At 71.1% G+C, this 25,344-nt stretch carries 16 protein-coding genes; 10 read left to right on the top strand and 6 right to left on the bottom strand.

Annotation, left to right across the window (positions count from 1 at the left end):
• Window positions 1–133: 133 nt before the first annotated feature.
• Genes ACIBO2_RS04485 through ACIBO2_RS04470 form a run of 4 tightly spaced genes read left to right on the top strand, consistent with a single transcriptional unit; the run spans window position 134 to window position 14,818 of the window.
• A complete protein-coding gene (locus ACIBO2_RS04485) occupies window positions 134–1,543 on the top strand; it encodes a class I adenylate-forming enzyme family protein (protein ID WP_397295357.1) in 1,410 nt (469 codons plus the stop codon).
• 2 nt (window positions 1,544–1,545) lie between these two features.
• A complete protein-coding gene (locus tag ACIBO2_RS04480) occupies window positions 1,546–3,030 on the top strand; it encodes a condensation domain-containing protein (protein ID WP_397295355.1) in 1,485 nt (494 codons plus the stop codon).
• The gene (locus ACIBO2_RS04475; RefSeq protein ID WP_397295353.1) at window positions 3,027–9,296 is read left to right on the top strand and encodes an amino acid adenylation domain-containing protein; all 6,270 of its coding nucleotides are present in this window, start codon (window positions 3,027–3,029) and stop codon (window positions 9,294–9,296) included. Before ACIBO2_RS04480 ends, ACIBO2_RS04475 begins: the two co-directional genes overlap by 4 nt.
• Window positions 9,293–14,818: an amino acid adenylation domain-containing protein gene (locus ACIBO2_RS04470; RefSeq protein WP_397295351.1), complete on the top strand. Its 5,526-nt coding sequence runs from the start codon at window positions 9,293–9,295 to the stop codon at window positions 14,816–14,818. The genes ACIBO2_RS04475 and ACIBO2_RS04470 overlap by 4 nt, the downstream gene beginning before the upstream one ends.
• Here ACIBO2_RS04470 and ACIBO2_RS04465 read toward each other — a convergent pair.
• The 4 genes from ACIBO2_RS04465 to ACIBO2_RS04450 all read right to left on the bottom strand — a co-directional run bounded on the left by ACIBO2_RS04465 (window position 14,792) and on the right by ACIBO2_RS04450 (window position 19,168).
• Entirely contained in the window at window positions 14,792–15,934 is a 1,143-nt protein-coding gene (locus tag ACIBO2_RS04465; protein ID WP_358536870.1) for a 2-oxo acid dehydrogenase subunit E2, read from the bottom strand. The genes ACIBO2_RS04470 and ACIBO2_RS04465 overlap by 27 nt on opposite strands.
• Complete coding sequence (locus tag ACIBO2_RS04460; protein WP_397295349.1) at window positions 15,927–16,907, bottom strand: alpha-ketoacid dehydrogenase subunit beta; 981 nt, start codon at window positions 16,905–16,907, stop codon at window positions 15,927–15,929. The genes ACIBO2_RS04465 and ACIBO2_RS04460 overlap by 8 nt, the downstream gene beginning before the upstream one ends.
• Window positions 16,904–17,827 (bottom strand): thiamine pyrophosphate-dependent dehydrogenase E1 component subunit alpha, encoded by a 924-nt coding sequence (locus tag ACIBO2_RS04455; RefSeq protein ID WP_358536866.1) that lies wholly within the window; start codon window positions 17,825–17,827, stop codon window positions 16,904–16,906. Before ACIBO2_RS04455 ends, ACIBO2_RS04460 begins: the two co-directional genes overlap by 4 nt.
• A 171-nt stretch (window positions 17,828–17,998) precedes the next feature.
• Window positions 17,999–19,168 (bottom strand): FAD-dependent monooxygenase, encoded by a 1,170-nt coding sequence (locus ACIBO2_RS04450; protein ID WP_397295347.1) that lies wholly within the window; start codon window positions 19,166–19,168, stop codon window positions 17,999–18,001.
• Between the two features lie 68 nt (window positions 19,169–19,236).
• On the opposite strand from ACIBO2_RS04450, the gene ACIBO2_RS04445 reads away from it, so the two are divergent.
• Window positions 19,237–19,800: a TetR/AcrR family transcriptional regulator gene (locus ACIBO2_RS04445; protein ID WP_397295345.1), complete on the top strand. Its 564-nt coding sequence runs from the start codon at window positions 19,237–19,239 to the stop codon at window positions 19,798–19,800.
• A gap of 11 nt (window positions 19,801–19,811) precedes the next feature.
• Here the strand turns inward: ACIBO2_RS04445 and ACIBO2_RS04440 are convergent, their stop codons facing one another.
• The gene (locus ACIBO2_RS04440; protein WP_358536859.1) at window positions 19,812–20,213 is read right to left on the bottom strand and encodes a hypothetical protein; all 402 of its coding nucleotides are present in this window, start codon (window positions 20,211–20,213) and stop codon (window positions 19,812–19,814) included.
• Window positions 20,214–20,319: 106 nt separating this feature from the next.
• On the opposite strand from ACIBO2_RS04440, the gene ACIBO2_RS04435 reads away from it, so the two are divergent.
• The 4 genes from ACIBO2_RS04435 to ACIBO2_RS04420 are packed head-to-tail and all read left to right on the top strand — an operon-like array spanning window position 20,320 to window position 22,956.
• Entirely contained in the window at window positions 20,320–20,793 is a 474-nt protein-coding gene (locus tag ACIBO2_RS04435) for a methylated-DNA--[protein]-cysteine S-methyltransferase (RefSeq protein ID WP_358536857.1), read from the top strand.
• Window positions 20,794–20,807: 14 nt separating this feature from the next.
• Complete coding sequence (locus ACIBO2_RS04430) at window positions 20,808–21,494, top strand: 2OG-Fe(II) oxygenase (protein ID WP_358177807.1); 687 nt, start codon at window positions 20,808–20,810, stop codon at window positions 21,492–21,494.
• Window positions 21,491–22,321 carry a hypothetical protein gene (locus ACIBO2_RS04425; RefSeq protein WP_397295342.1) on the top strand — a complete coding sequence of 277 codons (831 nt, stop codon included), beginning with the start codon at window positions 21,491–21,493 and terminating at the stop codon, window positions 22,319–22,321. The genes ACIBO2_RS04430 and ACIBO2_RS04425 overlap by 4 nt, the downstream gene beginning before the upstream one ends.
• Window positions 22,318–22,956: an alpha-ketoglutarate-dependent dioxygenase AlkB family protein gene (locus ACIBO2_RS04420; protein ID WP_397295340.1), complete on the top strand. Its 639-nt coding sequence runs from the start codon at window positions 22,318–22,320 to the stop codon at window positions 22,954–22,956. Before ACIBO2_RS04425 ends, ACIBO2_RS04420 begins: the two co-directional genes overlap by 4 nt.
• 33 nt (window positions 22,957–22,989) lie before the next feature.
• On the opposite strand, the gene ACIBO2_RS04415 is transcribed toward ACIBO2_RS04420, so the two are convergent.
• Window positions 22,990–23,460 carry a hypothetical protein gene (locus tag ACIBO2_RS04415; RefSeq protein WP_358536848.1) on the bottom strand — a complete coding sequence of 157 codons (471 nt, stop codon included), beginning with the start codon at window positions 23,458–23,460 and terminating at the stop codon, window positions 22,990–22,992.
• A gap of 230 nt (window positions 23,461–23,690) precedes the next feature.
• Here ACIBO2_RS04415 and ACIBO2_RS04410 point away from each other — a divergent pair, with 230 nt between their 5' ends.
• Window positions 23,691–25,151: an Ig-like domain-containing protein gene (locus tag ACIBO2_RS04410; protein WP_358536846.1), complete on the top strand. Its 1,461-nt coding sequence runs from the start codon at window positions 23,691–23,693 to the stop codon at window positions 25,149–25,151.
• The last annotated feature ends 193 nt before the right edge of the window (window positions 25,152–25,344 follow it).

Here is a 25,344-nt window from a genome sequence, read left to right as displayed (position 1 = left end):
TCCCGTTTCCAGGGAAATCCGGGGCGAGTGTGTCACGCGGGGCCTGACGGCGGCAAGCGTCTGGCGGTAAGGGGTTGACGCAATTGTGCATTTTTTCTAGCGTCTTGCGACATCCCGATAATAATTTTGGGGGGTGGTTCAGTCGGCCCGTCCTGTCCCTGCTCTGCTGAGCTCACGAGCCGCCACCGACCCCGACCACGAGGCCCTCATCGTCGCCGGAACGGGCGGCCTGACACTCGGCGAGTGGGACGAGCGCTCTGACGCCGCCGCCCACCGCCTGCTCGACCAGGGCGTACGGCCAGGAGACCGAGTCGCGCTGGTGTTCGGCGGCCGTGACTGGCTCGACTACGCGGTCAGCTGGATGGCGGTGTTGAAGGCGGGCGCGGTCGCGGTCCCGCTGTCGGACCGCCTGGCCGAGCCGGAGCTGGCTCGCCTGATCAAGCACTGCGGTGCGACGACGCTGGTCCGGAGCGGCGACGAGCTCGGCGGCCCGACCGGCCCGGTCCCGGTCAAGGTCGATCCGCTCGGCTACGCCCAGATCCTCTACACCTCCGGCACCACCGGGGAGCCCAAGGGCGTGGCGGCCAGCCACGCGAACCTCACCTCGCCGCCCGTACACCCCAAACGCCGCCCGTTCGCTCACTCCAGGCATCTCGTGCACGCCTTCCCCATCGGCACGAACGCCGGCCAGGTCATGCTGCTCCACGCGCTGAGCGCCGCCCCCACCGTGGTCACTCTGCCGCTGTTCACGCCGGCCCGCTTCGCGGCGCTCATCGAGTCGTACGCTGCCGGGACCGTGTTCGTGGTGCCCGCGATGGCCATCGAACTACTCGGCGCGCGCGTCCAGGACCGTCACGACCTGTCGAGCGTGCTGTTGCTCGGCTCGGCCGCCGCCGCGCTGCCACCGAGGGTCGCGGCCGAGCTGACCGAGGCGTTCCCGAACGCGACGGTCGCGAACTACTACACCTCGACCGAGGCGGCCCCCGCCCAGACCGTCATGATCTACGACCCCGACCGGCCGGGCGCGCTCGGGCACGCCGCCGGCAGCCTGCGGATCATGAACGCCGACGGCGACCCGGCCCCGCCCGGCGAGACCGGCGAGGTGTGGCTGCGCGCCGCCGCGCACTCCCGCTCCTACTACCGTGAGCAGCGGCAGGACACCTTCCAGGACGGCTGGGTACGCATGGGCGACCTCGGCTACCTGGACGACGACGGCTACCTGTACCTGGTCGACCGGGAGAGCGACGTCATCAAGTCGGGCGCCTTCAAGGTCTCGACGCTCCAGGTCGAGGCCGCGCTGCACGAGCATCCGGCCGTCTCCGAGGCGTCGGTGTTCGGCGTGACGCATCCGGTCATGGGCATGGTGGTGGCGGCGGCGGTGGTGTCCCGCGAGCCGGTGACGCTGGCCGGCGTACGCGCCTTCCTGGCCGAGCGGCTCGCCCAGCACGAGCTCCCGACCCGGCTGCTGTGCATGGACACGCTGCCCAGGAATGCCGCCGGAAAAGTGATCAAGCGAGAACTGCGCAGTATGGCAGAGGAGTGAGCATGGTCCTGGCGTCACAGGCCCAGCACGGGATGTGGATCACCGAGGTGCTGCACGGCACCGGCACCGCGTACCACATGCCGTTCGCCATGTGGTTCGACGGACCGCTGGAGCGGGCGGCGATGCTGGCGGCGTGCCGGGCGGTCCTCGCGCGGCACCCGGTGCTGGGCCGCGCCTTCGAGGAGCGCGACGGCGTGCTGCACCTGGTGCCCGCCCGGGTGCTCCCGCCGGTCGCGTTCGTCGTGGAGCCGGACCCGGAGGCGCTGATCGAGCGGGAGATCGCGCGGCCCTTCGAGCTGTCCGCCGGGCCGCTGGCCCGGTTCACGCTGGCGGAGGTCTCGTCGTCGCGGCACCTGCTGCTGTTCGTGGCGCATCACCTGGTCTTCGACGGTATGTCCAAGGACCTGCTCGTACGGGATCTCGCCGCCGCCTACTCCGGGGCACCGCTTCCGCCGCTGCCCATGCCGTACGGGGCGGAGGAGAAGCCGTCGCCGGAGGCGGAGGCGTACTGGCGGGCGCGCTGGCGCGAGGTACCGCAGGTAGTGATCAACGGGGTGACGCGATCGCCGCGGCTGGCCGAGCGCGGCGAGACCGTCCTACTCACCCTGACTGATGATATGCCCGACTTATCCGGTGTGACGAGATTTGAGGTCTTCCTGGCCGCCGTGCACGCCCTCCTTCACCGGTACGGCAACGCCGACACCCCTGTGGCCGTGGCCATGTCGACCCGGACCGATGAGACCCGCGACGACATCGGCCTGTTCGCCACCGAGCTGCCGGTGTTCGCATCGTTCTCGGCCGAGGGCTCCTTCCGTGAGCTGGCCCTGGGCATCCGGAGCGAACTGCGCGAGCTGAACGCCTTCCGCGAGGTGCCCGTGGCCAGAGCGGTGGGCGGGATCAAGCCGAGGGTGGCGCTGGCGCCGGTGTCCATCAGCTTCCGGCGGCGCGCGCCCGAACAGGTCTTCCCCGGGCTGAAGCTGTCGGTGGAATGGAAGATGTCCAGCCATACGGTCAGGAACGCCCTCCACCTCCAGGCCGTCGACGGCGACGACGGGCTGCATCTGACGCTGCACTACAGCCCGGACGTCATTCCCCGGAGGGATGTCGAGCTGGCCGGGGACCACCTCAGGGCGGTGCTGAGGGCGGTCGCCGCTGATCCGGACGTACGGCTCGCCGATCTGCTCCCAGCTGTCCCCCAGGTCGTTCCCCAGATCACTCTGGAGGCGCCGCCGGAAGCCGGGCCCGCGCATGACGAGGTCGACGCGGAGTTGGTCGAGCAGGTGCGGCTGATCTGGATGGAGGTCCTGCGGATGGATCACATCGCGCCGGACGAGGACCTCTACGACCTCGGCGGGCACTCGCTGACCATCACGCAGATCAGCGCGCGGATCAGGAAACGGCTCGGGGTGGAGGTGCCGTTCGACGTGTTCCTCGACGATCCGACGATCACCGGTGTGGCGGCGGCCATCGGCGGGCTGCGGCCATGATCTCCCTGGGCCAGGAGCGGCTCTGGTTCCTGCAGCGGCTCAATCCGTCGGACGCGGCCTATCGGGTGGCGGCGGTGCGGCGGTTGCGGGGGGCGCTCGACGTCGGGGCGCTGACGGGGGCGTTCGGGGATGTGGTGGCGCGGCATGAGTCGTTGCGTACGAGGTTCCCCGAACAGGACGGGCTGCCGATCGCGGTGATCGACCCGCCTGGGGCGGTGGTGCCGGTGGAGTTCGTGGTCCTCGATCGGGCGGTCCCCTTCTCGGGCGCCGAGCGGGCGGCCCCGGACAAGCCCTCCGAGCGGGCAGCCCCGGGCGAGCCTGAGGTCGCGCGGTTGCTCGAAGAACGGGTCAACACGCCCTTCGACCTGGCCGCCGCTCCGCCCTTGCGGATCACGCTGGTCCGGCTGGCGGACGACGACCACGTGCTGTGCGTGGTGCTGCACCACATCATCGGCGACGGCTGGTCCCTGAACGTGCTGTTGAGCGACCTGGCCGCCTACTACCTCGCCCGCACGGAGGACGAACCGGCCGCGCTGCCCGAGCTGCCCGTCAGCTACACCGAGTACGCCGGCACCCAGCGGGTCTCCCACACCGACGCCGACTACTGGACGGCCAAGCTGGCCGGGGCGACGCCGCTGGAGCTGCCCACGGACCGGCCGCGGCCCGCGCAGCGCGGCAGCGCGGGCGGCGAAGTGCACTTCGACCTACCGCCCGAAGTCGCCGGCGCGCTGTCCCGGCTGGCCAGGGCCGAGCGCTCGACGGTGTTCATGGTGCTGCTGGCCGCCTACCAGGTGCTGCTGGCCCGGCATGCCGGGCAGGACGACATCGTGGTCGGCTCGCCCACCGCCGGACGCGACCGGCCGGAGCTGGAGCCGATGGTCGGGCTGTTCGCCTCCACGCTGGTGCTCCGGGGGGATCTGTCGGGGGATCCGCCGTTCAGTGAGCTGCTGCGCCGTACCCGCCGGACCGTGCTGGAGGCGATGACGCACCGCGAGGTGCCGATCGAGCGGGTGCTGTCCGCGCTCGACATCGAGCGCGACCTGTCGCGTACGCCGCTGTTCCAGGCGATGCTGGCGCTGCACAACTCCGCGGTCGGGTACGCGGAGGCGGAGTCGTTCGCCGGGATGGAGAGCCTGCCGTTCCCGCACGGGGCGCCGCCGGCCATGGTGGATCTGCGGATGGATCTGTGGCCGTCGGGCAGGGGCTGGCACGGGGCGCTCTTCTACGGCGCCGAGTTGTTCGGCCGGGAGACGGTGACCCGGCTCGTGGCCCGCTTCCAGACCCTGCTCGCCTCGATCGTCGCCGCTCCCGAGGCTCGTCTGTCGGAGCTGGACCTGCTGCCCGCCGCCGAACGCGAGCTGCTCGACCGGACCTGGAACAGCACCGCCCTGGACGTAGCGGTCGCGACCGTGGTGGACCTGGTCATGCGGCAGGCGGAGCTGCGGCCGGACGCGACCGCCGTCTCGTGCGGCGACCACTGCCTGTCCTACGCGGAGCTCGTCGCCCAGGCCGTGCGGGTGGCGGGCGAGCTGCGGGAGCGCGGCGCGGGGCCCGGATCCGTGGTCGCCGTACGCGGGCGGCGGTCGGTGGAGCTGCCCGGCACGCTGCTCGGCGTGCTGATGGCGGGGGCCGCCTACCTGCCGATCGACCAGGCGCTGCCGGATGACCGGGTGGCCTACATGCTGGCGGACTCGGGAGCCCGGTTCACGCTGGACGACTCCCGGCTCCCGGCCGCCGACACCGACGCCTGGCTCCCAGCTGCCGCCACCGAGCCCGCCCCTGAGTCCGTCACTGTCGGGCCCGATGGCGGGTCGGCCGCCTACGTGCTCTACACCTCCGGCTCGACCGGCCGCCCGAAAGGGGTGGTCGTGCCTCACTCGGCACTGGTGAACCTACTGGCCGGGATGGAGCACCTGCTCGGCTCCGGGCCCGCGGACGTGTGGCTGGGCAGCACCTCGTTGTCCTTCGACATCGCGGGCCTGGAGCTGTACCTGCCGCTGGTGACCGGTGGGCGGCTGGTGCTGGCCGACGACGAGACCGTGCGGGACGGTGCCGCGCTCGCCGGGCTGATCTCCGCGTCGGGCGTCACGCACGTCCAGGCCACCCCCTCGGGCTGGAACATGCTGCTCTCCGCCGGGCTCGACGCCTCCGGGCTGGTGGCGCTGGCGGGCGGCGAGGCGCTGCCGCTCGCGCTGGCCCGGCGGCTGCGGCGGCGGGTGGCGCGGTTGTTCAACATGTACGGGCCGACGGAGACCACGATCTGGTCCACCGCCTGGGAGGTCCCCGCCGAGCCCGGCCGGGTGAGCATCGGGCGGCCGATCGCCAACACCCGAGTCCACGTGCTCGACGGCTCCGGCCGACCGGTGCCGATCGGCGTACCCGGTGATCTCGCGATCGGCGGGGCCGGGCTCGCGCTCGGCTACCTGGGCCGACCGGAAGCGACCGCCGAGCGCTTCGCGGGCGGGCTCTACCGGACCGGTGACCGGGTCCGGTGGCTCGGCGACGGCACCCTGGAGTTCCTGGGCCGGGGCGACGGACAGGTGAAGCTGCGCGGGCACCGGATCGAGCTGGGCGAGATCGAGACCGCGCTGGAGTCACATCCGGGCGTACGGCGGGCGGCCGTCGTCGTCCGCGGGGACGAACTGGTCGCCTATGTGGAGACCACGCCGGACGTGGCGACCAGGCCGGAGGTGGAGACCACCCCGGACCACCCCACCGACCTGCTCGAACACGCGGCCGGGTGGCTGCCCGCCTACATGGTGCCCGGTGTCGTGGTGGTGCTGGACGCGTTGCCGATGACGCCCAACGGCAAGGTCGATCGGCTGTCGCTGCCGGAGCCGGCCGGGCCGGTGGCGGGGCGGGGCGGCCCGCCGCGTACCGCTCGCGAACGGCAGATGGCCAAGATCTTCGGCGACGTGCTCAGGATCGGCGACGTCGGCGCGGACGACGACTTCTTCGCCCTGGGCGGGCACTCGCTGCTGGCCACCCAGGTCATCGCCAGGCTGGCGGCGGCGGGGACGACGGTGCCGTTGCGGACGTTGTTCGGGCAGCCGACGGTGGCCGGGTTCGCGGCCACGCTGGAGGGGCTGCCGGAGGGCCCTGGCCTCTCGCTCGCCCCGCGCCCGCCCGGCACGCTGCCTCCGCTGTCGGCGGGCCAGGAACGGCTGTGGTTCCTGCATCGGCTGGATCCGGACGACGCCTCGTACAACATGTACATCGTGCGCCGGCTCCGCGGCCCTCTCGATCCCGAGGCGCTGCGACGGGCGCTGACCGCGTTGCTCGACCGGCACGAGTCGCTGCGCACGCGTTTTCCCGAGGTGGACGGGCGGCCGGTCGCCGTCGTCGAGCACGCCGGACGGCCCGCCGACGTCGAGCTGCTCGACGCGGGTGACGAGGCGGCGGCCCGCGCGCTGGTCGCCGCCCGCACCAACGCTCCCCTGGACCTCGGTGCGGCACCGCCGCTCCGGATCACGCTCATCCGCCTGGGCGAGGACGACCACGTGCTGTGCGTGGTGCTGCACCACATCATCGCCGACGGCTGGTCGATCACCGTCCTCCTGGACGACCTGGCCAGGCTGTACGCCGGGTCGGGGGGCCTGGCGCCGCTGGCCGTACAGCATGGGGACGTCGCGCGCTGGCAGCGGGAGCAGGACGGGAGCGCGGCACTGGAGTACTGGCGGGAGCGCCTCGCCGACCCGCCCACGCTGGCGCTGCACACCGACCGGCCGCACACGCCGGGACCGGCGCGCGGCGACTTCCACCTGCTGGACATCCCCGACGACCTGGCCAAGGCGCTGGACGCGACGGCGCGGCGGCAGCGGAGCACGCTGTTCATGGTGCTGCTGGCGGCCTACCAGGTGCTGCTGGCCCGGCACACCGGGCAGACGGACATCATGGTCGGCTCGCCCACCGCCGGGCGGGATCGGGTGGAGCTGGGGCCGATCGTCGGCTACCTCAGCACCACGCTGGTGCTGCGCGGCGACCTGTCGGGCGATCCGACGCTGGACGAGCTGCTGACCAGGACGCGCCGGACGGTACTGGAGGCGATGGCGCATCAGGACGTGCCGTTCGAGCGGCTGCTGGCGGAGCTGGACATCGAGCGGGACGTCACCAGGAAGCCGATGTTCCAGACCATGCTGACGCTGAACAGCCAGATGCCCGACGGGGAGCGGGATCGGCTCGCCGACGATCTGGAAATGTCGTACTTCGACGATGGGTATCGGCAGGCCAAGTTCGACCTGGTGGTGGAGGCGTGGCAGGCGCCGGGGCGGCTGCGGGTGGCGTTCGGGTACGACGCGGGGCTGTTCGACGCGGAGACGGTGGCGGGGCTGGCGGAGCGGTTCGCGGTGCTGTTACGCGGGATCGCCGACCCGGACAACCGGCATGCCCCCGTGTCGGCCCTGCCGATGCTCACTGTGGCCGATTCGGCGCTGATCGCCTCGGCCGGCGGCGACGTTGGCAACGGGATGATCGAAGCGGGTGGCGAGGGGGCCATCGAGCCGGGCGTGCCGGAGATGATCGCGGCGGCCGTCGCCGCCCACCCCGGTGAGACGGCCGTCGTCTGCGGGACCGAGAGCGTGACCTACGGCGAGCTGGCCGAGCGGGTGGCCCGGCTGTCCACCGAGCTGGCCGGGCGCGGCGCGGGCCCTGGCGACATAGTCGGCCTCCGTCTCGGCCGGTCGGTCGACGCGGTGGTGGCGATGCTGGCGATCTGGCGCGTGGGAGCCGCCTACCTGCCGCTCGACCCCGCCTATCCGGCCGCCCGGCTGCGGCACATGATCGCCACGAGCGGCGCCCGCCTGATCGTCCCGGACGACCTGACCAGCACGAGCGGCACCGGCCCGGTCGTCTCGGACGCCCGGAGAGCCGCGGACGACCTGGCAGCCGCATACGGTCTGACCGCCGTGGACGACCCCCGCGCCCAGGCGCCGGGCCTGGCCTACGTCATCTACACCTCCGGCTCCACCGGCACCCCCAAGGGCGTGGGGGTCGAGCACGCCGGGCTGGCCGCCCGGATCCGGTGGATGCGTGACGAGTACGGCCTAGGCCCCGGCGACCAGGTCGTCCAGCTGGCCTCCCTCAGCTTCGACACCCACGCCGAAGAGCTCTACCCCGCCCTGACCACCGGCGCCACCGTCGTACTGGTGCCCGACGGCGGCGCCACCCTCCCCGACCTGCTCGCCGAACGGCCCGACGTCACCGTCCTCGACCTGCCGACGGCGTACTTCCACCACCTCGTGGACCTGATCGACGAGATCGCCTGGCCGACGGCCCTCCGCCTGGTCGTCATCGGCGGCGAGCAGGTGCACGCCACCGCCGTGGCCCGCTGGCGGCGACGGTTCGGCGACCGGGTACGCCTGGTCAACACCTACGGCCCCACCGAGGCCACGATCGTCGCGACCGCCGCCGACCTGACCGGAGAGGACCCGCACCCGCCGATCGGCCGCCCCATCCAGGCCACCACGGTCCGGATCCTCGACCCGCACGGCACGCCCACTCCGCCCGGCGCCCCCGGCGAGCTGTACATCGGCGGCCCCGGCGTCGCCCGCGGCTATCTCGGCGCGCCCGAGCTGACGGCCCAGCGCTTCGTCCGGCTCCCCGACGGCGGCCGGTACTTCCGTACCGGAGACCGGGTGCGGCTGCGTCCCGACGGGCTGCTGGAGTTCCTCGGGCGAGTCGACGAGCAGGTCAAGGTGCGGGGCTTCCGTATCGAGCCGGGCGAGGTGGAGCACTGCCTGCGGACGCATCCGGACGTACGGCAGGCCGCGGTGGTCGCCAGGGACGGCGAGCTCGTCGCCTATGTCGTGGGCGAGACGGCCGACCTGGCCGACCACGTGGCCGGGCGGCTCCCGCCGTACATGGTCCCCACTCATTGGGTGGTGCTCGACGCGCTGCCGCTCACCGCGAACGGCAAGCTCGACCGGGGCGCGCTGCCGGATCCGGGCCGCGCAGCGGGCACCGACGCCACGCCACCGCGTTCGGACGCGGAGGAGCTGGTCGCCGACGTCTGGGCCGAGGTGCTCGGCGCGGACAAGGTCGGCGCGTTCGACGACTTCTTCGCGCTCGGCGGGCACTCGCTGCTCGCCATCAGGGTGGCGGCCCGGCTGCGGGCGATCGCGGGTGTGGAGCTGCCGATCCGTACGCTGTTCGCCCGCCGTACCGTCGCCGAGCTGGCGCGCGCCGTCGAGGAGGCGCTGGTGGCGGAGGTGGCCGGGCTGTCCGACGAACAGGCGCTCAGCATGCTCGACCCGGAGGACGCGTTGTGACCGAGCTGACCGAGGCCCAGCGGGCGCTGCTGACCCAGCGGTTACGGCGGCGCAAGAGCGTGCCGACGATTCCGGCGCTGCCGGACGGTCAGGCGCCGCCGCTGTCGTACGCGCAGGAGCGGCTGTGGTTCATGGAGCAGTACGCGCCGGGGAACCCCGCGCACACGGTCCCGTTCGTGCGGCGGCTGCGCGGCCCGCTCGTCGCCTCCCTGCTGGCCGGTGCGCTGAACCAGGTCGCCGCCCGGCACCAGGCGTTGCGGACCCGCTTCCCGGTCGGCGACGACGGACAGCCCACGGTGACGGTCGCGGCCGACGCCGCCGTCCCGCTCACCGTGGCCGCCGCCGACGACGTGGACGAGGCACGGGTTCTGGTCGACCGCTTCCTCGCCGAGCCGTTCGACCTGGTGACCGGCCAGGTGATCAGGGCTCTGCTGGTACGGCTGGCCGCCGACGACCACGTGCTGGCCATCGCCGTCCACCACATCGCCGCCGACGGCTGGTCGGCGAACATCCTGCTCCGCGAACTCCTGACCAGCTACGACCGGGAGCCCCTGCCCGACCTGCCCGTCAGCTACGGCGACTTCGCCGCCTGGCAGCGCGAGCGGCCCGGCGACGCGGCCGACGTGGCCTACTGGCGGGAACGGCTGGCCGGCCTGTCGCCGCTGGAGCTGCCCACGGACTTCCCCCGGCCGCCCGAGCTGACCTACCTCGGCGCCGCGCACGCTTTCACTATCGACCCCGCGCTGGTGGCGCGGCTGGAGCGGCTCGGGCGGGAGCACGGCGCCACACCGTACATGGTGCTGCTGACGGCCTTCGCGACGCTGCTCGGCCGGTACGCCGGGCAGGAGGACGTGGCCATCGGCTCCCCTGTGGCCGGTCGGTCGCTGCCGGAACTGGACGGGCTGATCGGCTGCTTCATCAACATGCTCGCGATGCGGGTGGATCTGTCGGGGGATCCGTCGTTCCTGGGGTTGCTGCACCGGGTGCGTGACCTGGCCATGGACGCGTACGCGCATCAGGAGCTGCCGTTCGAGCGGCTGGTGTCGGAGCTGAACGTGCCTCGGGAGGTGTCGCGGTCGCCGCTGTTCCAGGTCCTGTTCGCGATGCAGAACTACGGCGGCGAGCCGTCGTCCGGTGGGTTGACCGTGGAGGGGTTCTCGCCGGGGGTGTGGGCCACCCGGTTCGATCTGGAGCTGTACACGGGTGGCGATGGTTCGTTCCTGTTCGTGTACAACGTCGCGTTGTTCGGGGCCGAGCGGATCTCGCGCATGGCCGGGCATTTCGCCGCCCTGCTAGACGGGATCGTGGCCGACCCGTCGGCCCCTGTATCCACCATCGAGCTGCTCACCGCGCCGGAGCGAGAGGAGCGGGAGCGGTGGAACGACACCGGGCTCGACCTCGGCGACCCCGGCCTCCTGCACCGCCCGTTCGAGGAGCGGGTGCCGCAGGCGCCCGACGCCGTCGCGGTGGCCCATCCCGGCGGCGAGATCACCTACGCGGAGCTGGCCCGCCGGGCCGGGCTGCTGGCGGCCGAGCTGACGTCGGCGGGCGTCGGGCGCGGGGAGCTGGTCGCGGTCGTGATGGAGCGGGGGTGGGAGCAGGTCGTGGCGGTGCTGGGCATCAACATGGCCGGGGCGGCGTACCTGCCGATCGACTGCGATCTGCCGGACCAGCGGCGATTCGAGCTGATGGCACGCGGCGGGTGCCGGGTCGCGGTGACCCAGCCGTGGCTGGACCTGAGCCGGCCGCGGCTGGGCCTGACCTGGCCCACCGATGTGACCCGTCTTTCGGTGACTCCCCTGCCTTCCCCTTCCTCAGCCCTCCTGACTCGCCCGCCTGCCCCTCTGACGCTTCCCGACTGCCCGGCCGCGCCCGACGACCTCGCGTACGTGATCTTCACTTCGGGCTCGACCGGCGCCCCCAAGGGCGTGATGATCGAGCACCAGGCCGCCCTGAACACCGTCCGCGACCTCAACCACCGCTTCCACGTCGGCCCGCACGACCGGATCCTCGCCCTGTCGGCCCTCAGCTTCGACCTGTCCGTGTACGACGTCTACGGCGCCCTGGCCACCGGCGCCACCCTCGTCATGGGCGAGCCGTCGGCCGACAAGGACCCCGCCGCCTGGGCCCGCCTGGTCACCGAGCACCGTGTCACCGTCTGGAACTCGGTCCCCGCCCTCATGGAGCTCCTGGTCGACCACGCCGAGCACGAAGGCACCGACCTGAGCTCGCTGCGCCTGGTGCTGCTGTCCGGCGACTGGATCCCGCTGACCCTCCCCGACCGGATCCGCGCCCTCGCCCCGGCGGCCGAGATCATCAGTCTGGGCGGCGCCACCGAAGGCTCGATCTGGTCCATCTCCTATCCGATCGGCGAGGTGGAGCCGGGCTGGTCGTCCATCCCGTACGGCCGTCCGCTGGCCAACCAGTCCTTCCACATCCTGGACCGCGGCCGGTGTGACGTGCCCATCGGCGTACCCGGTGACCTGTACATCGGCGGCGTCGGCGTGGCCACCGGCTACTGGCGTGACCCGGAACGCACCGCCACCGCCTTCATCAGCCACCCCCGCACCGGCGAGCGCCTGTACCGAACGGGCGACCTGGGCCGCTACACCGCGGACGGCACGATCGAGTTCCTCGGCCGCGCCGACGCGCAGGTGAAGATCCGCGGCTACCGCATCGAACTGGGTGAGATCGAGACCCACCTCGCCCGCCACCCGGACGTGGCCGAGTGCGTGGTCACCACCCATGGCTCGGGCACCCAGGCGCAGCTGGTGGCGTACGTGGTGGGCCAGGCGGATCCGACCCGCCTGCGCGGCCACCTCGCCGAGACCCTGCCCGCGTACATGATCCCCGCCCGTTTCGTCCCCCTCCCCCAGCTGCCCCTGACCGCCAACGGCAAGGTGGACCGGCGCCGCCTGCCCTCCCCCACGTCATCGGCGGACGGCGCGGAACCGGGTCGGCGCCTCCCACCGGCCACGGAGGCGGAGCGCCTGGTGGCCGCGGTCTGGGCCGAGGTGCTGGACATGGCCGACTTGGGGGCGGACGACTCCGGAGTCGATGGCTTCGGGGTGGACGACGACTTCTTCGACGTCGGTGGGCACTCGCTGCTGGCAATCAAGGTGGTGGCCAGGCTGCGCAGGGCGCTGCCGCCCGGCGCCGCGCCGATCGCCGTGGTGGACCTGTTCAAGCACCCGACCGTCCGGGAGCTGGCCGCGCTCGTCGACGGCACCGCCACCGCCTCGCGCGGGCTCCTGCACGAGCTGACGCCACGCCGTACCTCTCCCGCCGAGCTGACCTACGTGTGCGTGCCGTACGGCGGGGGCGCGGCGGTGGTGTACCAGCCGCTCGCCGACGCCCTGCCCGCGACATACGCCCTGTGGTCGGTGGCCATCCCCGGGCACGACGTCGGCCTGGACGAGGAGCGGCTGCCCCTGGACGAGGTGGCGGCCCGGTGCGTGAGCGAGATCCAGGAGAAGGTACGCGGGCCGGTGGCGCTGTACGGGCACTGCGGCGTGGGGTCGGCACTGATCGTCGAGATCGCGCGACGGCTGGAGGCGGCGGGCCGCGAGCTCGAAGCGGTGTACATCGGGGCGATCTTCCCCTTCGCCCGCCCTGGCAAGGGGCCCATGGCGCTGCTGTCCAAGCTGGCCCGGCGCGAGTTCCTGCGTAGTGACCGCAGCTACGTCAACTGGCTGATGTCCATGGGGCTCGACATGGGCGACCTGGAGCCGGGGCAGGCTCGGCACATCATCAGGAACATGCGGCGCGACAGCGAGGCCGCGGAGGAGTACTTCACCGGGCTGTTCGCGAGCTCGGTGGAGCGGCTGCGGGCGCCGATCGTCAGCGTGGCGGGAGAGCACGATCCGGCGACCGAGTACTTCGAGGAGCGGTACCGCGAGTGGCACTTCCTCGCGCCCACGGCCGCCGTGGTGGAGCTGGACGAGGCCGGACACTTTTTCCTGAAATATCGGGCGGCTGAGCTCGCTGAGATCGTCACCCGTACCCACATCGCCATCGCATCAGGCGGTGCGGAGGCGGTGGCCTCAGGCGACGCGAAGGCGGTCGGCTCAGGCGACGCGGAGGCAGCGGGCTCGGGAGATGCGGAGGCGGCGAGTTCAGGCAGCGCGGCGGCGGTGAGTGGGGCCAGTTGGCGGGTGCGGGAGGTGTCGCGGGCCGGGGTGTCGGCCATCGCCGCCGGCCCGCAACCCAGCATGAAGCGGTTCACGGCCGTCGCCAGTGGTCAGCTGGTATCCCTTCTGGGCTCGGCGCTGACCGGGTTCGCCATCCCCATCTGGATCTATCTGACCACGGGCTCGCTGGCGCAGTTCGCCCTGCTGTCGGTGGTCGGGCTGGTGCCGGGGATGGTGGTGGCGCCGCTGGCGGGGGCGATCGTCGATCGCGGGAACCGGCGGGCCGTCATGCTCGGCGGTGACGCCGCCGCCGTCGGCACCCAGCTCGTCTTCGGAACGCTGCTCTGGACCGGGAACCTGCAGACCTGGCACGTCTATCCGCTCCTCGCGCTGCTGTCGGTGGCGCTGACGTTCCAGCGGCTGGCCTACACCTCGGCGGTGCCGCAGCTGGTCCCCAAGCGGTACCTCGGGCACGCCAACGGCATCGTCCAGATGGCCGGAGGTATGACGCAGCTGCTCGTTCCTCTCGCGGCCGTCGGGCTGATGGCCGTGATCGGGCTGGAGGGGATCCTGGTGCTCGACGTGGCCAGTTACGTGTTCGCGATCGGAGTGACACTGCTGGTGCGCTTCCCCGCCGCGATGGCCTGGCGCCGGAAGGAGCCGGTGCTGGCGGAGATGGCGGCCGGATTCCGTTACTCCTGGGGCAACCTGGGCTTCCGTCAGATGCTCCTCTACTTCGCCGTGCTGAACGTCTTCCTGTCCCCCCTGTTCCTGCTGATCTCGCCGCTGGTGCTCTCCTTCGGCACGCTGCAGGACGTGGGCCGGATCTCGTTCGTGTCCGGGCTGGGGGTCTTCCTCGGCGGTCTGACCATGACGGCCTGGGGCGGCCCGGGCCGGGGTCGGATGCGGGCGGTGCTGTGGTGCACGCTGGCGCTGGCGGCGTTCTGCCTGGTCACAGGGTTGCGGGCGGATCTGGTGACGATCGGGATCGGGGCGTTCGGGATGTCGCTGTGGTTGACGCTGCTGAACGGTGTCTACGCCACGATCGTGCAGGTCAAGGTGCCGCAGCGGTTCCACGGGCGGGTGTTCGCGCTGAACACGCTGATCGCCTGGTCCACACTGCCGCTCGGCTTCGGGCTCGTGGCACCGTACGGGGCGGCGGTGTTCGACCCGCTGCTCGCCCCCGACGGCCCGCTCGCCCCGACCGTCGGCGCGCTCATCGGCACCGGCGCCGGGCGCGGAGTGGGGCTGATGTACGTGCTGTTCGCGGTGGCGATGGCGGTGCTCGCGGCGGTGTCGCTGCGATCGCGGCTGCCGGGCCTGCTCGACCGGAGCGCCGACGCGACCCCGGACGACCTGGTCGGGCTACAGGCCCTCGGGCGAACTCTCTAGGGTCTCCTTCAGCGCCTGCAGAAACAGAACGACGTCCCGGCCGTTGACCAGCCGATGGTCGTAGGCCAGACCGATCGCCGCCACCGTCCGTTCACCTTCCGGCTGCGGTGAGGTGAGGGCGATGGCGCAGGCCTGACCGGGGAAGACGATCGGGATGGCCATGATGATGTCGGCGTCATGATGCAGGGTGACGACGATGTTCCCGCCCGTGAGGTGCGCCTCGCTGAAACCGCCATGCTGGGCGAGCCCGCGGAACTCGGCCAGCCGCTCGGCGATGTCCGGCACGGACAGGCGGTCGCGGATCACCGGCACATAGAGTCCGGTTCCCATGTCGATCGTCACCCCTATGCGGGGTTGGTCATGGACGTGGGCGGTTCTGTCATCGAGGAGTTCGGCGAAGAACATCGGGAAGTCGGCGTGCAGCCGGGCGACGGCGGCGATGAGCAGGTCGGGGAGGCCGACCAGCCTGCGGAGGCGTCTGGTCAGGGCGCGGGCGGTCGTCAGGGCGGGGGTTACGTCGACTTTTATCGCGGTGTAGCCGGCGGGGATGGTCTGGTGCGACAGGGTCACGGTCCTGCCGACCGCGCGCTGGTGGTTGGAGAGCGGGCGGGTCTGTCCGCCGTCGAGGGGTGCGGCACGCTCGGGGTTATCGGGGAGTGTGGTGCTCTCCGCGTTTTCGGGGGCCGCGCTGGCGCCGGTGGCCGCCGCGACCCGTTCCACGTCGGTACGGCGTACCACCTTGACATCCAGCCCGGCCACCAGCGCGGGGTCGAGGCCGAGTTGGTCCAGCAGCGCGCGGGCCGGCGTCGTGATGATCGGCCCGCCATCGGCGGTCGGGACTAACTTCGGAAGAACGGCCGGGACAGGCTCCGGGAGGGCGGCTGGTGGCGGGCCGATCCGGGCGATCAACTGGCCGGGGGCGCACGACGCGCCCGCGCGTACCACCTGGGTGAGCACCCCGTCCTGCTCGCTGACCAGCTCCTCCACCGCCTTGGAGGTCTCCAGCGTCGCCAGCGGGTCGTCGCACCGAACCTGCGACCCATCCTCCGCCAGCCACTCCAGCAGCATGTACTCCGAGTCGTTGTTGTTCAGTTTCGGGACCCGGATCTCACCCATCGAGCGCCTCCAGTACGGCCCTGCTGATCGTGCTGTCCTGCAGTACCACGTCACGCTCCAAGTGGGCGGCCGTGGGGATCACGCTGTCGGCCGAGCTGACCAGGCGGATCGGCCGCCGGAGCGAGCCCCACAGCCGGGTGTGCAGGTCGGCGGCGAGGTGACTGCCCCAGGTGCCGCCCGCGCTGCCGTCCTCCGCCACACAGACCAGCCCCACCTGACCAAGCAGCGGCAGCACGGCGGTGGGGTCGAACGGGTACAGGCGCGACGGGACGAGCAGCGCCCCGGCGAGGTCGTGGGAGAGCAGCAGCGTGCGCATGGCGGCGATGGCCCGGTGCGCCACGCCGCCGGGGGCGATCACCGCGTAGTCGAGGTCGCCGTCGAACCGCACCACGGCCACGTCCTCGAACAGGTCCCAGGAGAACAGCTCGTCCACCTCGTACATCCGGCGGGTGTAGAGGACCTTGTCCTCGAAGAGCAGGCAGGGCTCTTCCAGGGCGAGCATGCGGTCGAGGACGGCGCGGTTGTCATGGAACGGCGACATCTCGAACAGCGAGAGGCCGGGCACGCCGATGAAGTGCTTCTGGAGGTTCTGGCTGTGTGTGGGGCCGTAGCCGCGGTTGCCGCCCGAGGGGCAGCGGATGACCAGCGGCATCGGGACGCGCCGGCCGTACATGGAGCTTGATTTGGCGGCGAAGTTCACGATCTGGTCGAAGGCGAGCGCGGCGAAGTCGCCGAACATCATCTCGACGATGGCCTTCTCCCCCGCCAGCGCGAGGCCGGAGGCGGCGCCGACGATCGCGCCCTCGCTCAGCGGCGTCGTCAGGACGCGGTCGGGGAAGCGGGTGGACAGGCCACGGGTGATCTTGAAGGCGCCGCCGTAGGGGTCCAGGAGGTCCTCGCCGAGCACGTAGACGCCGGGATCGTCGCCGAGCAGGCCGTGCAGGGCCTGGTTGAGGTTCTCACCGACCCTCACGCGGAGGTCCAGACGTCCGGGGTCCCGACGGCTGAGGGCCGGGCGGTGGGATTCCAGACGGCTGGGGGCCGGGCGGCCACCTCTTCGGCGATCATGTCGACACGGGCGCGGGTCACCGCTTCGAGGCCGGCCGACTGGTCGGGGTGTTCGGCCTGGTAGGCGGCGTACCAGTCGGGGTGTACGACGTCCGGCGGGCGGGTGTCGTCGCCCTTGCTGTGCGGTCCGAGACGGTGCGTGGCGAACTCCACCACCAACGGCGCACCACCCCTGACGGTCTCCACCAAAGGCGCGAGATGCCGCCTTATTTCGGAAATATCCAAGCTAGTCACCCGGGTGTGCTCGATCCCGAAGGCCGCCGCCCGCCCCGCGATGGTCCCCGCCATCTGGAGCTCCGTCGGCGTGGACTGGGCGATGCCGTTGTGCTCTACCACCACGAGCAGCGGCAGCCGCCAGAGCCGCGCCATGTTCAGCGCCTCGTACACCGCCCCCTCGCCCCACGTCCCGTCACCGATGTAGACGCAGGCGAGCGAGCCAGGATCGCGCCGCTTCAGGTGCAGGGCGACCCCGGTGGCCACCGGCAGGCTCTGTCCCTGCACCCCGGTCGACAGGTAGCGGTCGCGGTGCAGGTGCTGACTACCTCCCACACCATCGCAAACGGCGCCCTTCCGGCCCATGATCTCGGCCAGCAGCCCTTCGGGATCCTCGAACCGGGCCAGATAGTGACCGTGACCGCGATGGTTGCTGAAGACCCAGTCACCGTCATGCAGCAGCGGGCGCAGGGAGACGGGGACGTACTCCTGCCCGAGGCAGGTGTGGGTGGTGCCGTTGAGCTCGCCCCGCTCGAAGAGCGCGAGCAGCTTCCGTTCGAAGGACCGGATCAGCAGCAGCAGCGCCAAGTCCTCGTCAGCCAGCCTGTTCATAGGCCCCTTGAGTCCCGGGAGAACCTCCAGAAAGGCTATACAACACCGACATATCACGTCTACGGCTGCTCAGTGACGAACCGAAAGGCCGTCCCTGCTGTAGACGTCAAAGCGACGGCGGCGGCCGGCGCGCTCTGGGCCGCCAGGCCAGCCCGACCGCAGCCACACCACCTAGCGGGCTGGGGCGTACTCCGGCAGAGGCCGCGCGTTCCTGGCCTGCACCCGGCGCTCCACCGCGCCGATCGCCTTCATCAACGGCAGGCGGGCGACGACGTCGCGGACGCACCGGCCGCCTTCGGTCTTGGGCACCATGAGGCGGACGTTAGGACCGATCTGCTGCTTCTTGTCGACCAGCGGACGGTGGGCGAGGTCGTAGCGGGTGAAGGCGATGCGGTGGTCGCCGCCTGCGGCGGCGAGTTCTCCGGCGAGGCGGTAGGCACCGACCAGAGCCAGTTCCGCGCCCGCGCCCGAGGCGGGGGACGCGCACCAGGCGGCGTCGCCGACGAGCGTGATGCGGCCGCTGGACCAGGAGTCCATCCGCACCTGGCCCAGGGCGTCGAAGTAGAAGTCGGGGTCGGCCAGGGCCGTGTCGAGCAGTTCCCCAGCCCGCCAGGACGGGTCGTCCCCGAACGCCTCGCCGATCAGTCGCTTGTGCTCGGCGACGTCCCGGTGGTCGAACTCCAGCGGCGCGGAGCGGAAGATGAAGTACGCCTTGGCCTGAGCGTGGTTGCCGGATCGGTAGATTCCAGTCATCTTGCCCGGCGTGTTGAACATCGTCACCCAGCGGTCCTCACCGAGCGAGGCGTCGGCATTGGCGAAGGCGAAGTAGTGGTCCTTGAACTGGACGAACTGCTCTTCGGTGCCGAAGGCGAGACGGCGGACGTTGGAGTGCATGCCGTCGGCGCCGACGACCAGGTCGAAGCGGCGGGCAGGCCCGTGCTCGAAGGTGACCGTCACCCCGTCGTCGTCCTGCCGCAGGCCGAGGATGGAGTCGCCGAACAAGTACTCGGCGTCGGTCACCTCGTGCAGCAGGGCCACCAGGTCGCCGCGCATGATCTCGACGGAGGCCGGGTCCCGGGTGTCGATCCGGGCGACGGCCCGGTCGGCGGCGTCGACGAACTTCATGCCTTGGACGTCGGTGGCGAGCTCGCGGACCCGTGGCAGGAGTCCCATCCGCTCGATCACCTCGACGGCGTTGTCGCGCACGTCCACCCCGTTGCCGCCGGGGCGCAGCGCCGGGGCGCGCTCGACCACGGTGGGCTTGAAGCCGTGCCGGGCCAGCCAGTGGGCCAGGGTCAGGCCGGCGATGCTCGCGCCGGAGATCAGGATCCGCTCGTTCATGGAGACTCCTTCGCGCTACGATAACTGAAATGGACGTTCCAGTTGATTATGTGAAATGAGCATTCCAGTTGTCAACATCCACTGAACCCCCGCGCCGGGCCGACGCCGTTCGCAATCGCCGGCTCGCCCTGGACGCGGCCACCGCGCTACTGACCGAGCCGGGCGTAACCCTTACTGTCGAGGCCATCGCCAAGAAGGCGGGCCTGGGGGCGGCGACTGTCGTGCGCGCCTTCGGCGGCAAGGACGCACTCCTGGACGCCGCTGTGTCCCGGCTCCTTGAACCGGTGGTGCGGCACGCCCGCGACCTCCTCGCCGAGACCGCGCCCACGCAGGCCCTGCGGATCTTCCTCCGCGAGCTGATCACCTTCCAGACCGCGCACTACGCCATCAACGACCAGCTAGGCGGCCTGGAGCTACCCGCTACCATGGCCCTGCGCGCCGACCTCGTTCGCGCCGTCGAGGAGATGGTCGACGGGGCACGCCGCGACGGCACGGTCCGCACCGACATCGACCCCGCCATCATCACGGCTCTGATCGGCCAGACCGCCCTAGCGGTCGCTCGTGCTCAGCCGCCGTCCCAGGAACTCGCCGACGCCTACCTCACCGTCCTGCTGGACGGACTCCGCCCTTGACGGCCTCACCCTCACCGTTCACGACCGCCATCATCAACAGCGCCGTGAACGCGAGCGTTTGAGACGAGCCACCGCCAGCGCGGCAGCTCCAGCACTACGGTGACCACGGCCAGCACGGAGACCAGCACGGCGGCGAACACCGGCCAGGCGATCCACGCCGCCACCACGGCGGCCACGACCTGCAGGACGACCAGCGCGATCGTCACCGCCCCCGGCACCGCGACGATCACATTCCGCTTGTCACCCGGAGTGGAGAACAGCGTCGGCAACCCGATCAGCACCACCACCGACAGCACGGCCAGCGGCACGGAATGAGCGGCCAGAGCCCACGGAGTCGCGACCCAGGCGACCAGCTCAGTGGCGAATCGGAAGGCGGATGCGACGCGGTCGTCCGGACGCGGTGTGGAGGGCACGCGCGTAACATACCGTTCCCGTCCGCGCGGCGAACAGGCGGGCATCGGTATGCCCAGAAGTCCGAAAACCGCTGACTTTCTGGCTGGTGGCGGTGTTGTAGAGAGTATGAGCATCTACACAACGATCGACAGCCCACTGGGCGAGATCCTGCTCGTAGGCGACCCCGTACTGACCCGTGTGGCTTTCGGCGGTGCCGTGCGTCCCGAGTGGCGGCGGGACCCTGGCGCGTTCGCCGAGGCCGAGCGCCAGCTCCGCGAGTACTTCGCGGGCGAGCGGACCGCCTTCGACCTGGACCACGCCTCCGGCGGCACCGCCTTCCAGGAGCGGGTCTGGGCCGCCGTGGACGCCGTCCCGTACGGGACCACCACGACGTACGGCGAGCTCGCCGCGAGCATCGGCGTGACACGCGACCGGATCCGCGCGGTCGGCGCGGCCATCGGCGCGAATCCGCTGCTCGTCATCCGCCCCTGCCACCGCGTCGTCGGCGCGAACGGCTCCCTGACCGGCTACGCGGCCGGCGTCGAACGCAAGCACGCGCTGCTCACGCTCGAAGGCGCGCTGCAGCCGCAGCTCATCTGATCATGGAGGACATCATGAAGGCCGACTGGACGGCCCTGACCGAGGAGGTCAACGCGTACGGCTGCGCGCTGACGCCGCCGGTCCTCTCTCCGGCCGACTGCAAGGAGATCGCGAACCTGTACGGCGAGGTCGGCCGGTTCCGTTCCACGATCGACATGGAGCGTTACCGGTTCGGCCGCGGGCAGTACCGCTACTTCCGCGAGCCCTTCCCGCCGCTGGTGGCGGAGCTTCGGGCGGCGTTCTACCCGCACCTGCTGCCCATCGCCCGCGACTGGGCCGCCCGGCTGGGGCAGCCCGCGCCCTGGCCGGACGACTTCGCCGAGTGGCTGGACATGTGCCACGAAGCCGGGCAGACCAAACCGACGCCCATCCTGCTGCGTTACCAGGAGGGCGACTGGAACGCCCTGCACCGCGACCTGTACGGGGACCTGGTGTTCCCGCTGCAAGTGGTCATCGGGCTCGACAAGCCGGGCGACGACTACACCGGGGGCGAGTTCCTGCTGGTGGAGCAGCGTCCCCGGGCGCAGTCGCGCGGGACGGTTACGCTGCTGCCGCAGGGACACGGCCTGATCTTCACCACCCGGGACCGGCCGGTGCGGTCGTCGCGCGGATGGTCGGCGTCGCCGGTGCGGCACGGGGTCAGCACCGTCCGCTCGGGGTTGCGGCACACGCTGGGCCTCGTCTTCCACGACGCCTCGTGACGTACACGCTGATCGGGGCCGACGGCTGGCCGTACGTCAGCGTGCTGCCCGGGACGCTGGGCGGGCACCGGCGGGCGCGGCTGTACGGGCGGCTGGACTGCCCGTCGGCCCTGCGGGCGATCTCGCGTGGGGGGTACGTGCGGGAGCGGGTGTTCTTCGCGGACGAGGTGACGGCCATCGCGGCGGGGTACCGGCCGTGCGCGGTCTGTTTGCCGCAGGCGTACCAGGTATGGAAGACCGATCAGGTGATGACCGAACGGACGGGGACCGGACAGCCGGCGGCCGAACAGGCGATGGCCGGGCATACGGCGGCCGAGCTGGCCGGACTGCTCAGCCAGCTGACCGCGGCCCGGCCGCGCGTGACGGCCATCGTGATCGGTCACGGCCGCGACGCCGCACTCTCCGCGAAGGCGTTCGCCGCCGCGTGGGAAAGCGGCCCGCAGGCGGACAGCGTGTGGGAGAGCGGCACACAGGCCGACAGCCCGTGGCAAGGCGGCGCACAAATGGACATCGCGTGGGAAGGGACCGTGCTGGCGGTTGTCGACTGGCCGGAGGAGGCGGCGTCGTGGCTTCGCCAGGCCAGGCGGTTCGTGGCGGGCCCGCCAGACGCGTGGGTGGTGGCGGGGGCGCCACTCGGCTGGGCCCGGATGAGCGAACGCCTCCGCCAGAGCACCGACTGGGACCCCGGCCGTACGTTCGGCTTCGCCTCCACCGCGCAAGCCGTCGCCCTGGCCCCGCCTGGAACACTGGAGGGCATGCGCGGAGCGGACACCGACGGCACCACCTGGCGAATCGGCCGCAACCTGATCCACCGGGAGCCCGCATGATGCCACTGCCGATGCGAGAGGTCGCGCCAGGCGCGGTCCATGTGCCCAGCTGGCTGACGCTCGACGAACAGCGACACCTGGTACGGGCGTGCCGCGAATGGGCGGCGGGCCCGGTGCCGATCCGGCACACCGTGCTCCCCCGAGGCGGCGTCATGTCAGCGCAGACGGTGTGCGTCGGCTGGCACTGGCAGCCGTACAAGTACACGCGCGTGGCGGGCGACGTGAACGGCCTCCCGGTCGCCGGCTTTCCCGCCTGGATGGTCACCCTGGGCCGCCGCGCCTTCACAGCGGCATACGGCGAACCCGGCGACGACTACACACCCGACACGGCGTTGATCAATTTCTACGACGACCAGGCCCAGATGGGCATGCACCAGGACAAGGACGAACGATCCGCCGCTCCGGTGGTGTCGTTGAGCATCGGCGACGACTGCCTGTTCCGCTTCGGCAACACGGAGACGCGCGGCAGGCCGTACACCGACGTGCGACTCGGCAGCGGCGACCTGTTCGTCTTCGGCGGCCCCTCGCGCTTCGCCTACCACGGCGTGCCCAAGGTCTACCCGGGCACCGGAGACCCCGCCACCGGCCTGACCTCGGGCCGCCTCAACATCACCATGCGCGTGACCGGTCTATGACGTAGTGCCGCCGTAACCCATGGGTGCTTTCCGTCAATGGCAGCGCATGTCGAACCCGGCTTCGTGATATCCGTCGAAGAACTCCACGATGACGCCCTTGTACCCGTCCCGCCATGATCCGCTCGGGTTGACGTACACGGTGCCGGAGAGCTCGCGACCCTCGACACCCTCGACGGCGGCGGACTCGTAGTAGCGCGCGATCTCGGCGTCCGGCTGCTTGGTGAGCAGGGACATGCGGACCAGATAGTCGCAATGATTGCTGTTGCCCGCCTGAATACCCACCGTGCCCTGCACGCTGGGATCACCTTGCTCAGTGTCCGGCGGAAGCTGGAGCATGCTCACCCGCTCCTCCAGCCGGGCCAGCTTCTCGTCGTTGCGCCACTCGGGAACCTCGAACACCACGATGTAGGCGACGATGGAGGCGAGGAGCGCCAGGCACACGAAGAACGGCCACCTGCTTCGCTGTTTCGGTAACGCCTCTGGAGCTGCCTCGATCAGCACCATGCCATCCTCCAGAACGCTCGTCGGGTGATCACCATTCAACAACCTGCACCGGTGGTTGCGCGGATGCCGCAAGGACACGGCTGCCCCGGGCGCCTACCGGAGAGCGTCAACGTGCGGGCCACGCGGAAGCCCAGGATCACCTAAAGCAATAGATCAACTACAAGGAGTAATCTCCGTTGTGAAGTCGATCTTCGAGGTCATCCCTTACGACAGAGTGGGAGCTCAGGTTGATGTCACAACGATCCAGGTCCGCGCTGGCCTGCGCCGTATCGGCGCTGCTGGCCGCGTCGGGGACGCAGGTCGCGACCGCTACCGGCGCGCACGCCGCCGCCCAAGTGCCGCAGGCTGTCACGCGAGCCGCCACCGGGCCTTGTGTCCGGCCGGGGCGGGCGACCTACCCCGTCAGCTACTACTGGAAGAACATCATCGGCGCCCGGCTGGGCAGCGGGTCGGTCTCGGTCGACACCTCCCCAGCGTTGTGGGGCGGGCAGATCGCACCGGGCAGCGTCTTCACCCTCACGCTGACGCACCGCACGGCCCAGTGGCCACTGCTGGTCACCCGCTACACCACCACCTGGGACCTGTCGTCACTGCTGGCCAACGCCGATGTCGTCAGCCAGTCGGGGACCGGCACCATCAGCGGCAACAGCCTGTCCATCACCTCAGTGGGGATCAAGACCGACCCATCCCCGAAGGTCATCGTCTTCCGGGTAAGGCAGGGCACCGTCGGCGGCAGCATGACCATCCGGCCGACCGGGATCAGCAGCGTCGTCGCGGCTCCGGGTCAGCTGGGAAACAACACGCCGGCTCCCCCGATCCAGATCGTCAACGGGCAGTCCATCTCTCCCACCAACGCCGTCGCCGACAGCGCCACCACCACGATGGGCGCGGCCGTCAGTGTGCCCGTCCTGGCCAACGACACCGCGACCGCGCCGACGATCAGCAACGTCAGCGCACCCGGCAACGGCACCGCGACGATCTCCGGCGGCAACGTGATCTACACGCCCGCCGCGGGCTTCATCGGTACCGATACCTTCACCTACACCATCACCACCGCCTGCGGGACCAGCACCGCCACGGTCACCGTCACCGTCCCCTGTCCCTGGAAACCGGTCAACTTGGTCAACGGCAGCTTCGAGACGCCGCCGGTGGCCGTAGCCGACTGGAACATCCCCGACGCCTCCACCAACCCGAGCGTCGGCTGGCACACCACGGCAACCGACAACAAGCTGGAGTTCTGGCGGGGCGGCGCGAGCGGAGTCCCCTCAGCCGACGGCCAGCAGTTCGCCGAACTCAACGCCAACCAGGTCTCCACGCTCTACCAGGACCTGCCCACCGTTCCGGGAACACCGATGACCTGGAGCCTCTATCACCGAGGCCGCCTCGGTACCGACGTGATGCGGGTGCTCATCGGCGCGCCGGGCGCGACCGTGGCGCAGATTCCCACCGGAGCCTCCTCGCCGGACATCTCTGACGACAACACCGCCTGGGGCTACTACACGGGGGTGTACGTCGTACCTCCGGGCCAGACCGTCACACGCTTTGCCTTCGCGTCGGTGTCGGCGACAGGTGGCAGCCCGGCCTTCGGCAACTTCATCGACGGCGTGACATTCAGTACGCCGCCCTGCCCGAGCCCGGCTAGAGCGCGGTTGGAGGCGGGCGGATCTCAGGGCACGCGCACGGCGCACTGATCGACGACCGCTCAGGTCCTTGACCACTACGCAACAACCCGGTCGAAGACCGCGTGGACAGCCACCAAAGCCCTGTGCGGCAGGGAATAGCCGAAATCCTGCCGCACAGGCGCGTCGCAAAATTCCGCCATTTAACACTCACGCCCGGCGTAGACTCCTCCCGAGATCCGTTCCGAATTTCTCCGATACCGCC

The organism is Nonomuraea sp. NPDC050022, from assembly GCF_044460705.1.
GTDB lineage: Bacteria > Actinomycetota > Actinomycetes > Streptosporangiales > Streptosporangiaceae > Nonomuraea.
The sequence above is the reverse complement of the archived record's forward strand: the minus strand, read 5'-3'. Positions and strand labels throughout refer to the sequence as shown.